Raw genomic sequence first — 13,156 nt, forward strand, 5'->3', positions numbered from 1 at the left:
TATTGGTTTCCCTCTCTTTAGGGTCTTGCTCGTACTCTTCCTGATCCACGCTTACGATATATCACGTTCATCAGCTTATACTCATCTTTTATTAATATTACTAAATGCCTTTTGTTTTCGTCAATCATCTTTTCCGCTTTTCTTCTTCTTTATACAAATTGGGCAGGCACCCTTTGCCTCTTTGCCCATATGATAATAACAAAATAAAGAAGGAGGGCGTTTTATTTTGAAAAAGATCAATCCTTACACACTCCCCCCATGGCTTAGACAAATTCGGGCAGTTGCCTCCCAAGTCGTTCTCCCGATTGCCATATTTCAAGGCTTTCGTACGATCATTTTTCCCACAACATTTGACGTCCTCATCTTAGGAATTCTCATATTTCTCGCCTGTGCCTTTCATCTTGATTGGTTTTAAGAGAGCTGAATGTTGCAGGCTCACTCTTATGTATAGGTCATCCCTCGTTAGACATTTCATAGCGCAACAGCAAACAACCTCGTCACTCTTCTGATGACGAGGCATTTTGTTCTTCTTCAAGGCGTCTAGCCTGCTCAATTTCGTGTATTTTCATGACGGTCGGCTCAGAATTTTTCATTTGCCAATACGCCCTTAACAGCTCCTGACAACTTTCCATCTCATCCTGTCCGCCTGCTTCATAGGCTTTCACCGTATCAAACAAACCCTGCGGATAAGCGAGGTAGCTCAAGAACAAATGAATCTCTTCCTCACGAAGTTTATTTCCCTTTTGATACGTATAAAACAAAGATGTGCATTCAGGACAAGGAGTAGGGTAGGTTTTGAATGTGCGATAGTAAAAGGTCAAAAGGTCATAAATGGGGGCAGCCTTTTTAGACCGCTCAAAATTGGTGAAATGTCCTGTACCTACATCATTGTACAAAAAGTGATGGATTGACAGTTGCCCATGGTTTAACACAATACGTGTCGTCTCTTGGTCTTTCATTTCCTCATGCCAATCCTCTAAACGTTCAAGTGCAAATTCACTTGCAGACATCGCTTCTGAAAAATACATAGCAGCAGCCAGCTCAAATGGCGACATATACCATGTTTGTTCTGCCCGCTCGATAAATCGTTCATACATGTCTTTCTCTGTTTCCCATTTGCTTTTCATTTGAGTGTAGTGAGCCTCTATTTCCTGCTCAGTAATGTCCATCATAACTTCTGTTCGTTTATGAAGTCTTGCAATCTCTTGAAATAAATATTCATGTTTATCGTCCTGCTCTTCTCTCTTTTCATTCGTCAGCCATGGCATGAGATAATACGTGTACTGGCTTTCTCGATGATTAGAGAAAAAGGAACCGCTCTTCGTGCGATAAATCGGCACAAAGGAGCGATAGCCTTTTGATTCTAGTTCAAGCATTTGCTCTGTAAACTGCATGTGTCGATGGGGTTTTACTCGCTTTAGTGCAAATACGCCCTGCTTTGTATACACTCTAACGACAGCTGGACTGACAGGTTCGATATATTCAGCCTCAAGCCCATATTCGTATAGGACAGATTGGATTTCATCCACGTTCTCTCACCACATTTTCTCGGTCCATCATCTCATACTATGCATTGCTTTTTTGATATTCAGGAATATAAAGAATCTGCCCTTCTTCAAGCTCTGCATCCACCGACAATGAATTCGTTCGAAGGAGCTGCTGCACATTCAACTGATATCGCTCACAAATACGATCGACCGTATCTTCTTGCTGAACTATACATATTTTCATGCGAGAAAAATCTTCCTCCTCCTGCTTAGCGAACAGCTTCGTTAAATAAAGAGAATTCTCACTGCCAGACGCTTCTCTCTGGTCATGTTCAAACTCCTCAGCTTCTTGAGCTGATTCATACACCTTTGGTGCTTCACGTTCATATAATCGTTCGAACTGATAGCTGTCATCCCGCTCTTCCTGTGTCTGTTCCATCTGATAAGCAGGTGATTCAAAGGCTGGATAAGCTGGCGGCTCTTCTTCTTCCTTGCTCTCTGCTTCAGGGTCTTTCCTCACTTCCACCTCAAAGAACGTATCATCCCGCTCCTCTTCTTCTAACAGTTTAGGCGGGTCAAAGAATGGCGGCTCTTGTACTTGAGCTTCTGGGAAGGAACGATACCCAAGCGCCACGGCTTCTTCTTCCTCATATTCCTCCTCTTCTTCTGCTTCTTCCACCATCACCGTCTCGATGTCTATTTCATCCTCTTCTTGTTCAGTTCGCGCTTCATGTTGCAATACGGCCTGCTGTTCTGCATTTTCTTCATGCTCTTCACGTGGCAGCATTTCTTGCTCTTCATATTCAGACTGCGCCTGATATTCATAAGTGACATCGCCATATTCCTCTTCAGCACGATGGACAAATTCATATGGCTCTTCTACAAGCGATTCAGGCGTTCCTTCATCTAACAGACCTTCAATGGCCAAATCAGCCTGAATCGTGAGCAAACGGCTTTCTGTCAGCTGGTAATCAAATGCATCAATAAACACAAATACATCATTTAAATGACTAATTTTGTTCTTGGGGATCGTGATATCCACCGGAAATTGATGCAGCAGCTCCGCCGTTCCGTCCTCTCTTACCTTCACCTCATCAGCCTGCCTGTATGATGCATAGGAACTGGATTCACCCATTAGCTCCTCTTGATTTATGTTGTATTCTCCTGTTAGCTCGAGTGAACCTCTAATGGAAACATAATCATTCACTTCTTGAACGAGAATGTCAGGATCGAGAGAAATTGACAGCAACTCACTGACTTCCTGTCCGTTTTTGAAATAAATGGACTCTTCTACCGAAAACTGTAATCGATTGTTTTGAGACAAGTCGGTGTCCTCCTTTCATCTAATCCTTCAAAATAAAATTAGATGTCAATACAGGTGTATGAAAGAGGCGGTGAAAATATGATTGGTTTTATGCAAAGCAAAAAGCCGATATGTCTCCATATCGGCTCAGCGTGTAGACAAACCCTCGCATTCGGTGTCAGTCCTGCGCGCTGGTGCTCACGAATGTCAAATTCGCTCCGCTCCAGTACTCGTCCTTCCTAGACTGCAAAGGTTTTCTTTCACGCTGAAAAAAAGACAAAGGGCTAAAATAAAGTTCATTTTAACCCTTTGTCAACGATCTAAGCCGATATGTCTCCATATCGGCTTTTGGTTACTGAGCTAATTTTTGAAATACCTTTTCAACTGTCTCAATCGTATACTCGATGTCTTCATCCGTATGAGCAGTTGATAGGAACAGCCCTTCGAATTGTGAAGGTGGAAGGAAGATGCCGTGATCAGCCATTTCCTTGTAGAATTCAGCGAATAAAGCGAGGTCAGCTGTTTTCGCTGTATCGTAATTGACGACTTGTTCGTTTGTAAAGAAGAATCCAATCATGGAACCTGCACGGTTAAATGTTAATGGAATCCCATGTGCTATCGCCGCTTTTGAAATGCCTTCTTCCAAACGATCTCCTTTGCGTCTAAACTCTTCATAAGACTCAGGTGTCAGCTGTTTTAATGTTTCAAGACCTGCTGTCATCGCAAGCGGGTTACCGGATAACGTTCCTGCTTGATAAATCGGGCCGCTTGGCGCAATTTGTCTCATAATGTCCGCTCTACCGCCATAGGCACCAACTGGCAGACCGCCTCCGATGACTTTACCAAGACATGTCAGATCAGGCGTAATGCCAAAATAGCCTTGTGCACAATGATAATCCACACGGAAGCCTGTCATGACCTCATCAAAAATGAGTAAAGAGCCATATTGCTCAGTGATGTCTCTCAATCCTTGCAAGAAACCTTCCTGCGGAGGGACAACACCCATATTTCCTGCAACTGGTTCTACAATGACACCTGCAATGTCGTCTCCAAATTCTTCAAAAGCGACTTTGATGCTTTCTAAATCATTGTATGGAACGGTGATCGTATTGCTTGCTGTACCTTCAGGGACACCAGGGCTATCCGGAAGTCCAAGCGTCGCCACACCCGAACCAGCTTTAATAAGCAAAGAATCACCGTGGCCATGATAACAGCCTTCAAATTTCACAATTTTGTTTCTGCCTGTAAAACCACGTGCTAGACGAAGCGCACTCATCGTCGCCTCTGTTCCAGAGCTGACCATACGAATGACCTCAATAGAAGGAACTCGTTCTGATACAAGCTTAGCTAATTCATTTTCAACTAAAGTAGAAGCACCGAAGCTTGTACCATGTTCAGCTACTCGTTGAATACTTTCAACCACACGGTCATTCGTATGCCCTAAAATAAGCGGTCCCCATGATAAGACGTAATCAATATATTCATTTCCGTCAATATCGTATATTTTTGCGCCTTTTCCTCGTTCCATAAAAATCGGGTCTGTATTGACTGATTTAAATGCGCGCACAGGGCTGTTCACACCACCCGGCATTAACTGCTGCGCTTCTTTAAATGCTTGCTTTGACTTTTCATAGCTACGTCCCATTTCAACGTCCTCCTGTCTATCCGTTCTTTATTCTGAGAGCCATTTTGCTGCATCTTTTGCATGATACGTAATGATTAATTCTGCGCCTGCACGTTTCATGCTAGTCAGCATTTCAAGAACAAGCTCTTTTTCAGAAATCCACCCATTTTGAGCTGCTGCTTTCACCATTGCATACTCTCCGCTCACATTGTACGCAACAACAGGAAGTGTAAATTCATTTTTCACATCACGCATGATATCTAAGTATGAAAGTGACGGCTTCACGATCAAGAAGTCAGCGCCTTCTTCTACATCAGACTGCGCTTCTCTTAGTGCTTCTAAGCGGTTTGCAGGGTCCATTTGATACGTTTTACGATCTCCAAACTGCGGTGTGCTATGCGCCGCATCACGAAACGGACCGTAAAAAGCACTTGCATATTTCACAGCATATGACATGACAGGCACATGAACAAAGCCGGCCTCATCAAGCGCCTCACGAATTGCGATAACAAAGCCATCCATCATGTTTGATGGAGCAATGATATCTGCACCTGCACGAGCCTGACTGACAGCGGTTTTCGCTAAGAGCTGAAGAGATTCATCATTTAAAATTTCTCCATCTTCAACGATTCCGCAATGTCCGTGATCTGTATATTGGCATAAGCAAGTATCAGCAATGACCACAAGCTCAGGGAAATGCTTTTTGATTTCAAGCGCTGCTCTTTGAACAATCCCATGATCGTGATAAGCTTCACTGCCTACATGGTCTTTATGGTCTGGTACCCCAAAAACAATGATAGATTTAATCCCAAGGTCAACAAGCTCTTGGACTTCTTCTTTCACAAGATCAACTGAAATGTGATAGACACCCGGCATTGAAGGGACTTCTTTCCGGACATTCTCTCCCTCTACAAAAAAGATCGGATAAATGAAATCAGAGGGTCTTAAAAATGTTTCTCTCACCAATTCTCTCATTCCTGCGCTTGTACGCAATCTGCGGTGTCTGTTAAATTTCATCATTGGTTCAACTTCCTTTCAGATAAACGGCACATCAAATCAAGCATCCCGTCTATCGTATAAGTATCTGGGGTTTCAGAAGAAATCCCGTATTGAAGCAGTGCCTCTTGTGTAAGAGGACCGATGCTCACAAAACATGTGTCTGATGCAGCTAATCTATCGATATCAGCCTCCATGGCGTGCATAAAAGAATGAACAGTGGAGGAGCTTGTAAATGTAATAAAATCAAATGATTGCTCCATCATTGCCGACTTGAGTGCGATAATTCCGTCCTCATCCTTCACTGTTTCATATATAATCCACTCTTTTACGTCAATGCCAAGCGGAACGAGGGTATTCTTCACCACATCTCGTGACAGATGGCCTTTTGCTACAAAGACACATTCTTCTGGGTGTACATGATCAATTAAAGCATCTGCCAGTTCTTCTGCTATAAATCGCTCTGGAACCACATCCACTTTTAGGCCGTGCTGCATCAGATAGGCAGATGTTTTTTCACCTACGGCCGCCACTTTCAAGTGGGATAAGCTTTGATGTAATTGATGCTTCTCTATATAACTAAGAAAAAAAGACGCACCATTTACACTCGTAAACACAAGCCAATGGCTTGCTTCTAAATCTTCTAAAAATGCCTTCGCTTTTTCTTTTGTCAGCGTTGGTTCAAACCTGATAAGAGAGGTTAAAACAGCATGGCCGTTCAGCGCTTCAATTTTCTGCTGAAACGCACCCGCTTGACGTTCATTTCGAGTGACAAGCACCGTCTGTCCGTAAAGCGATTTGGCTATCGTCATTGGGAAGACAGATCCTTTTTCACCTTGTCGATCAAATCTTTTGCTCCCTTATCCGCCATTTGCTTCGCACATGCTGTTCCGATTGCCTCAGGGTCAGTACCTGTTACGGTTTCTCGAATAATCGTATGGCCGTCCGCAGATGCCACAAGACCTGTCAATTCAATTTCATCACGCTCATTCATCGTTGCGTAACCAGCGATCGGCACTTGACAGCTTCCATCCATTTGCTTAAGGAAGGCTCTTTCAGCAAGGACCGTTTTCTTTGTATACTCATTTGTGAATTGAGCTAACAGCTGCAAGAGCTCTTCGTCATCTCCCCGACATTCTATCGACAATGCGCCCTGCCCCACAGCAGGAAGGCAAGTATCAGGAGATAAAAATTCCGACACGACTTCTTGACTCCAGCCCATTCTAGACAATCCGGCAGCCGCTAGAATAATCGCATCATACTCTTCATTTTTCAGTTTTTCGAGTCTCGTATCAATGTTTCCACGGATCCATTTAATCTCAAGATCTGGTCTCTCCTGAAGAAGCTGGGCACTGCGCCGTAAGCTGCTCGTTCCCACAACCGCTCCCTTTGGCAGTTCATGAAGACGGAGATGATCCTTTGAAATCAATGCATCCCGCACATCTTCACGCTCAGGAATACAGCCGATGACTAAACCTTCCGGAAGAGAGGCCGGCATATCTTTCATGCTGTGTACCGCCATGTCAATGTCATGGTTCAGCATTGCCTGTTCAATCTCTTTAACAAACAGACCTTTTCCGCCAACCTTTGATAAGGTCACATCTAAAATTTGATCACCCTTTGTCACAATCTCTTTAATTTCAAAAGAATAAGAAGGGTTTAGTTCAGACAACTTTTGAATGACCCATTTTGTTTGTGTAATCGCAAGTTTGCTTCGTCTAGAACCTACTTTAATTGTACGCATTACGTCTTCCTCCCGACAATGCCCTTAAGACTCATCATTATTGAAACCAATGAAAGGTTGATAAGCTACCAAGCAGAAAATAATTGATCATCAGCACAAGAAATGAAGCGACATTCCATCGCGCCACGATTTTGCCCTGCATATTTCTCACCAGTCTAATGTATAAGTAAAAGCCGTATAAAAACAGCATAATAAACGAACCGAGCACCTTTGCATCTGTCCAGTACAACGTATCATACGAAATATATGCCCATATAATGCCAAGAATTAAACTAAGCAAGAGCATCGGCACGCCAATAATATTTAAGACATACGCCATGTGATCAAGCTTTGATAAGTCTTCAATTCTCAAAAGCCATTTTCCCCACTTTTTCTTTTTCAGCAAACGATATTGAAATAGATAGAGTAGTGAAAAAGCAAATGAAAGTGAAAAAGCGCCGTATGATAAAATGGCCATCGTAATATGAATGACGAGCAGCTCACTCGTCAGCTTTCCCGTCAGTTCGGCAGAATGAAGATCGGATGGTGTAAAGGTGTGAATCGCCATCATGGAAAAACCAATCACATTTGTAAAAAAGACAATAAATTCAATACGTAATACTTTTGTCAAAACAAGTGACAATGTCACAAGCACCCACGTATAAAAATATAACCCCTCTGCTACATTCAACACAGGGAATCGGTCTGTTTCCATCATAATATAAAACATGTAGACTGTTTGCAGCAACCAGACAATAGAAAGCAACCAGAAAGCCATTTTTCCAGCCTTCCGGTTGTGTTGAAGAAAATCTATGAAATAGAACAAGACACTGAGTGCATAGATCAAGATCGTCGCTTCACCTAGTCTCGCTACAATGGATTCCATCATCGCCTAATCACTCACTGGCAACTGTAGCAAGGCCTTGTGCCATATTTGATTTGAACAGTTGAAATGCCCCTTGCTCCACCTGCATCGGCTCTGCCTTTTGCTCTTCATCTTCAACCTGTAAATCAAAGATTTCTTTAAAGAGTAAAAGTTTTTCCTCTGCATTCGGCTCCCCGGCAATTTCTTTAGCCTTTAAGATAGGATCTTTCAGCATTTGATTGATGATGCTTTTCGTATGTTTATTTAACAGCTTCATTTCACGATTTGTGAGGTTTGGAAGCTTTCGTTCGATGCTTTGCATCGTATCCGCTTGAATCGAGAGTGCTTTTTCTCTTAAAGCAGAAATCACAGGAACCACTCCGAGCGTATTAAGCCATTGCTTAAATTCCACAATTTCAGCTTCGATGAGAAGCTCCACCTCTTCAGCTACTGCACGGCGCTCTTTCAGGTTAGCTGCCACAATGCCCTCAAGGTCATCAATGTCATACAAAAAAGCACCTTCTACTTCAGAAATAGCTGGATCTAAATCACGTGGTACTGCAATATCCACCATGAATAGAGGTCTGCCTTTTCTCTGTTTGTTCGCTTTTTCGACCATTTCCTTTGTGATCACAAATTGTTTAGCCCCAGTAGAGCTAATTAAAATATCCGCTTCAGATAAAGTTTTTTCTAATTGATTCAAGCTCTTAGGCTCTCCTGAAAAACGACCGGCAAGTTCTTTGGCCTTTTCAAACGTTCGATTGATGACTGTTACCTGGCCAATCCCTTGACCTTGAAGGTTTTGAGCCGCCAGCTCGCCCATTTTACCCGCACCAAGAATAAGGACATGCTTATCAGAAAGACGTCCAAAGATTTTTTTGGCAAGTTCCACTGCCGCATAGCTGACAGATACAGCATTAGACGCAATATCTGTTTCCGCATGAGAGCGCTTCGCAACTGTTACCGCCTGCTTAAATAAATAATTGAAAACGGTACCAATGGTCTTCTCCTCTTGAGCGACTTTAAAGCTTGAGCGCACTTGACCGAGTATTTGTGTTTCACCAATGACCATAGAATCAAGTCCACAGGCAACCCGGAATAAATGCTCAACTGCTCCATCATTTTCATAAAACTTCAAATATGGAGAGACATCTTCTTTTTCTAAACCGAACCAATCTGCTAAAAATCTTTTTATATAAAACCGACCAGTATGAAGCTGATCTACAACTGCGTAGATCTCTGTTCGATTACATGTTGAGATGACGATATTCTCTAGAATGCTTTTTTCTTCTTTAAGCTTGGACATCGCTGTTCCGAGCTCGCTCGGTTCAAAGCTCAGCTGTTCCCGTATCTCAACAGGGGCTGTTTTATAATCTAAACCCACAACAAGAATATGCATAACTTCAGCTTGCACCCCCAACGCCCTGTCTAATTTATAATAATTACAATATAGAATTTATTATTTATAATGATTATAACATATATTCATTTTTAACTGGATAAAAATTGTGAACAGATTTCAAAAATGTTGTGATATAGTAGAAAAATGTTCGACATCGAATGCCATATCATCACTTCAAGCAATTTACCAGATTTGGCGCGTGCGGACAAATGATCTGCTTATAAGAAGGTGACATCTTTGAAGAAGAAATCTATTTTGCTACCGCTCACTTTGCTGGCTGTAGCGCTATATGCCATTCTCTCAGGAGATCAATTTGACATTTGGAAAGATCAGGAGAAATGGTATACACTTGTACTGCTTTTTGGCCTTGCTTTCTTATATCAAGGAAAGAAGGAGCAGGAAACCTCTCATGTGTTTATCGGTATGCTCATGACAGGCCTTGCGCTACACTTTATCCTTCAGCCGAAATTAGAACACTGGCCAGATACATTTACGATGATTGTGTTCATCATCGGCCTCGCACTTTTGATGAAATCATCACAGAAAAAGGAATATCAAATAGAAAGTGTTGTTCTCATTGCACTCGGTCTATTCCTTTATTTCTTTCAACAAATTACGAAGCAACTTAGCACACTTTCCATCCCTACTTCCGGTTTTGAATTGTACTGGCCATATGTATTGATTGCCGTCAGTCTCCTCTTATTATTTTTAAAAAGGAAATAACTTATACAATAAAAAGGCATCTGCATATAGCAGATGCCTTTTTTTAGCTGTTAATCTTCGCAAGGATCGCATTCCAGGCTTCGTCTTTTCCCTTTTTTGTTTCAGAAGAGAAAAGGATTAATTCATCTGAAGGGTCAATGTCGAGTGTCTGTTTGACGACTTTCGCATGCTTTTCCCATTTGCCTTTTGGAATTTTATCGGCCTTTGTTGCAATAATGATCACAGGAACTCCATAATATTTAAGAAATTCATACATGTTCACATCATCTGCGGATGGCTTATGACGCAGATCCACAATTTGGACGACTGCTTTTAACTCTTCACGCATTGTAATATACGTTTCGATCATTCTCCCCCATGCTTCGCGCTCTGTTTTTGATACTTTGGCAAAGCCATAACCTGGGACGTCCACAAAATGGAGCATATCATTAATAATGTAAAAATTAAGCGTCTGGGTCTTTCCTGGTTTAGAAGACGTCCGCGCTAAATTTTTCCGATTAATCAATGAGTTAATGAACGAGGACTTTCCAACATTTGATCGTCCAGCAAGTGCGATCTCAGGCAGTCCCCCGCTCGGGTACTGCTCTGGTTTCACCGCACTAATGACGATATCTGATTTTGTTACTTTCATCTTCCCTCTCCTACTAACGCTTTCTCAAGCACCTCATCTAAATGTGAAACCGGAATAAAAGTTAATCCTTCTCTCACACTTTCAGGAATGTCATCAATATCCTTCTCATTGTCCTTTGGAAGAATAATCGTTTTCAGTCCTGCACGATGTGCGCCTAATGCTTTTTCTTTTAATCCGCCAATCGGAAGCACTCTTCCTCTTAACGTAATTTCTCCTGTCATGCCAACCTCTTTTGAAACAGGACGTCCTGTGAGTGCTGATACAAGAGCCGTCGCAATGGTAATACCAGCTGATGGCCCGTCCTTTGGAACCGCACCCTCTGGAACATGGATATGAATATCGTGCTTTTCATTAAATTGAGGATCAATGTTCAGTTCATCTGCTTTTGAACGAATATAACTGAATGCCGCCTGCGCAGATTCTCTCATGACATCACCGAGCTTACCTGTTAGCAAAAGCTTGCCTTTACCCGGCGAGAGTGAGACCTCAATGGACAAGGTGTCTCCGCCAACTGTGGTATATGCAAGGCCTGTGACAACGCCGACCTGATCGGTCGTTTCCGCCTGACCATAACGGTAAAGTCTTTTTCCGAGGAATTCAGATAAGTTCTTTTCCGTCACTGTGATACGTTTGCGGTCTTCAGCCACAATTGCTCTTGCCGCTTTTCGGCAAATCGCCGCAAGCTGACGCTCTAACCCGCGGACTCCTGCTTCTCTCGTGTAATAGCGAATCATATCATAAATCGCTGCTTCACGAAGCTGCAAGTTCCCTTTCTTTAATCCGTGCTCCTTTAGCTGCTTCGGCAGAAGGTGATCTTTCACAATTTCTGCTTTTTCAACTTCCGTATACCCTGCAATCGTGATAATCTCCATTCTATCACGAAGTGGACCCGGAATGGTTGCTAAATTGTTGGCAGTTGCGATAAATAAGACTTGAGACAAATCAAATGTCTCTTCAATATAATGATCGCTAAAATTATGATTTTGCTCTGGATCTAACACTTCAAGCATCGCAGAAGACGGATCTCCCCTAAAGTCAGAAGACATTTTATCAATTTCATCTAAAAGAAAGACCGGATTCATTGTGCCCGCCTTGCTCATCCCGCGAATGATACGGCCCGGCATCGCACCTACATAAGTTCTTCGATGACCACGGATCTCAGATTCATCACGTACACCGCCAAGAGAGATACGGATAAACTTTCGATCAAGTGATTTGGCAATGGATTTAGCAAGTGACGTCTTCCCTACCCCAGGAGGTCCTGCCAAGCAAAGAATCGGTCCCTTTAATGAATTTGTCAGTTTCTGAACAGCAAGATATTCGAGTACCCGCTCTTTTACTTTTTCAAGCCCGTGGTGCTCGTCATCTAGAATTTCGCTTGCAAGCTTTAAATCTAGACGATCTTCTGTATAAGTGCCCCACGGCAGATTGATCAGCCAATCAATATAATTGCGAATGACAGAACTCTCAGCAGAGCTTGAAGGGATTTTTTCATAACGGTTCAGTTCTTTTAAAGCCGTTTCACGAACGGAATCTGGCATGCCGGACTCTTCAATTTTAGCCATAAGCGTACTGACTTCGCCTGTTTTCCCCTCTTTGTCTCCAAGCTCTTTTTGAATAGCTTTCATTTGTTCGCGCAAATAATATTCTTTTTGCGTTCGCTCCATTGAACGTTTGACACGCTGGCCAATTTTCTTTTCAATCTCTAGCACTTCTTTTTCATTGTGAATGAGACTGATGACCCGATTCAACCGTTTTTTGACATCGACTGTTTCCAGCACTTCTTGCTTGTCTTTTAATTTCAAAGGAAGGTGGGAAGCGACGATATCCGCCATTCTTCCAGGTTCTTCAATATCCGTCACCGTTGCATATGTTTCAGCTGAGATTTTTTTTGAAATTTTTATGTACTGATCAAAGTGATCTAACAAAGTGCGCATGAGTGCTTCTGCTTCTGCGTCCTTTAATTCTTCTTCTGTCAACTCTTTAATATCGACTGACGTATAGTCTTCTAGCTCCATGTAGGATTCGATCTGCGCTCGATTTAAGCCTTCGACGAGCACACGGATCGTTCCATTTGGCAGCTTCAGCATTTGTTTAATTTTTGTGTAGGTGCCGACTTTGAAAATTTCCTCTTCACCTGGTTCATCTATTGAAATTTCCCGCTGTGTTGCTAGAAAAATCATATGATCGTTCATCATGGCCTGTTCTAATGCTTGAACAGACTTTTCGCGCCCAACGTCCAAATGCAAGACCATTGTTGGATAAACAAGCAAGCCTCGCAGTGGAAGGAGCGGAACATTCTTTTTGATTTCATCTGCCATGTTGATAGACACCTCCGTCACTAGTATGAATCATTATAATATACCTGTTTCAGTCTTGTACAATGTAAAAGACTTGAGAAA

General features: G+C 42.4%; 12 protein-coding genes and 1 other annotated feature (1 of these 13 only partly in view). Of the genes, 2 read left to right on the forward strand and 10 right to left on the reverse strand.

Annotated features, from left to right (window positions below; translation table 11 throughout):
- Positions 1–57 (reverse strand) — a binding site (T-box leader); it reaches 173 nt to the left of the window's first position.
- Positions 58–226: 169 nt separating this feature from the next.
- The gene (locus tag LCD34_RS03335; RefSeq protein ID WP_003216497.1) at positions 227–415 is read left to right on the forward strand and encodes a hypothetical protein; all 189 of its coding nucleotides are present in this window, start codon (positions 227–229) and stop codon (positions 413–415) included.
- Positions 416–497: 82 nt separating this feature from the next.
- Here the strand turns inward: LCD34_RS03335 and ysxE are convergent, their stop codons facing one another.
- From ysxE to hemA, 8 genes are all read right to left on the reverse strand, one after another.
- Positions 498–1,529, reverse strand: coding sequence for a spore coat protein YsxE (ysxE, locus tag LCD34_RS03340; RefSeq protein WP_008342818.1), 1,032 nt, complete (start codon positions 1,527–1,529; stop codon positions 498–500).
- A gap of 37 nt (positions 1,530–1,566) precedes the next feature.
- Complete coding sequence (locus tag LCD34_RS03345; RefSeq protein WP_213406891.1) at positions 1,567–2,811, reverse strand: LysM peptidoglycan-binding domain-containing protein; 1,245 nt, start codon at positions 2,809–2,811, stop codon at positions 1,567–1,569.
- Positions 2,812–3,142: 331 nt separating this feature from the next.
- On the reverse strand, positions 3,143–4,435 hold the full coding sequence (gene hemL, locus LCD34_RS03350) for a glutamate-1-semialdehyde 2,1-aminomutase (protein WP_017358142.1): 1,293 nt from the start codon (positions 4,433–4,435) through the stop codon (positions 3,143–3,145).
- Between the two features lie 27 nt (positions 4,436–4,462).
- The gene (hemB, locus tag LCD34_RS03355) at positions 4,463–5,434 is read right to left on the reverse strand and encodes a porphobilinogen synthase (RefSeq protein ID WP_217815995.1); all 972 of its coding nucleotides are present in this window, start codon (positions 5,432–5,434) and stop codon (positions 4,463–4,465) included.
- Complete coding sequence (locus tag LCD34_RS03360) at positions 5,431–6,222, reverse strand: uroporphyrinogen-III synthase (protein ID WP_007501556.1); 792 nt, start codon at positions 6,220–6,222, stop codon at positions 5,431–5,433. Before LCD34_RS03360 ends, hemB begins: the two co-directional genes overlap by 4 nt.
- Entirely contained in the window at positions 6,219–7,154 is a 936-nt protein-coding gene (gene hemC, locus LCD34_RS03365; RefSeq protein WP_061419821.1) for a hydroxymethylbilane synthase, read from the reverse strand. The genes LCD34_RS03360 and hemC overlap by 4 nt, the downstream gene beginning before the upstream one ends.
- Positions 7,155–7,191: 37 nt before the next feature.
- Entirely contained in the window at positions 7,192–8,022 is an 831-nt protein-coding gene (locus LCD34_RS03370) for a cytochrome c biogenesis protein (protein WP_217815996.1), read from the reverse strand.
- Between the two features lie 7 nt (positions 8,023–8,029).
- Positions 8,030–9,397, reverse strand: a complete 1,368-nt coding sequence (gene hemA, locus LCD34_RS03375; protein WP_008342832.1) for a glutamyl-tRNA reductase — start codon at positions 9,395–9,397, stop codon at positions 8,030–8,032.
- A 240-nt stretch (positions 9,398–9,637) separates the two neighbouring features.
- Between hemA and LCD34_RS03380 the strand changes: the two genes are divergently transcribed.
- Complete coding sequence (locus LCD34_RS03380) at positions 9,638–10,123, forward strand: hypothetical protein (RefSeq protein WP_008342834.1); 486 nt, start codon at positions 9,638–9,640, stop codon at positions 10,121–10,123.
- A gap of 43 nt (positions 10,124–10,166) precedes the next feature.
- On the opposite strand, the gene yihA is transcribed toward LCD34_RS03380, so the two are convergent.
- Together yihA and lon are read right to left on the reverse strand one after the other, a co-directional pair.
- Positions 10,167–10,754 (reverse strand): ribosome biogenesis GTP-binding protein YihA/YsxC, encoded by a 588-nt coding sequence (yihA, locus tag LCD34_RS03385; protein WP_007501562.1) that lies wholly within the window; start codon positions 10,752–10,754, stop codon positions 10,167–10,169.
- A complete protein-coding gene (gene lon / locus LCD34_RS03390; RefSeq protein ID WP_007501564.1) occupies positions 10,751–13,075 on the reverse strand; it encodes an endopeptidase La in 2,325 nt (774 codons plus the stop codon). Before lon ends, yihA begins: the two co-directional genes overlap by 4 nt.
- Positions 13,076–13,156 lie beyond the last annotated feature (81 nt).

This window comes from Bacillus sp. RAR_M1_44 (assembly GCF_020165935.1).
GTDB classification, from domain to species: domain Bacteria; phylum Bacillota; class Bacilli; order Bacillales; family Bacillaceae; genus Bacillus; species Bacillus altitudinis.

Bases quoted from the DNA above. Each gene is read 5' to 3' on its own strand.
- hemL (WP_017358142.1), bottom strand. From the start codon at position 4,435: ATGGGACGTAGCTATGAAAAGTCAAAGCAAGCATTTAAAGAAGCGCAG.
- hemB (WP_217815995.1), bottom strand. From the start codon at position 5,434: ATGATGAAATTTAACAGACACCGCAGATTGCGTACAAGCGCAGGAATG.
- LCD34_RS03360 (WP_007501556.1), bottom strand. From the start codon at position 6,222: ATGACGATAGCCAAATCGCTTTACGGACAGACGGTGCTTGTCACTCGA.
- hemC (WP_061419821.1), bottom strand. From the start codon at position 7,154: ATGCGTACAATTAAAGTAGGTTCTAGACGAAGCAAACTTGCGATTACA.
- LCD34_RS03370 (WP_217815996.1), bottom strand. From the start codon at position 8,022: ATGATGGAATCCATTGTAGCGAGACTAGGTGAAGCGACGATCTTGATC.
- hemA (WP_008342832.1), bottom strand. From the start codon at position 9,397: ATGCATATTCTTGTTGTGGGTTTAGATTATAAAACAGCCCCTGTTGAG.
- yihA (WP_007501562.1), bottom strand. From the start codon at position 10,754: ATGAAAGTAACAAAATCAGATATCGTCATTAGTGCGGTGAAACCAGAG.
- lon (WP_007501564.1), bottom strand. From the start codon at position 13,075: ATGGCAGATGAAATCAAAAAGAATGTTCCGCTCCTTCCACTGCGAGGC.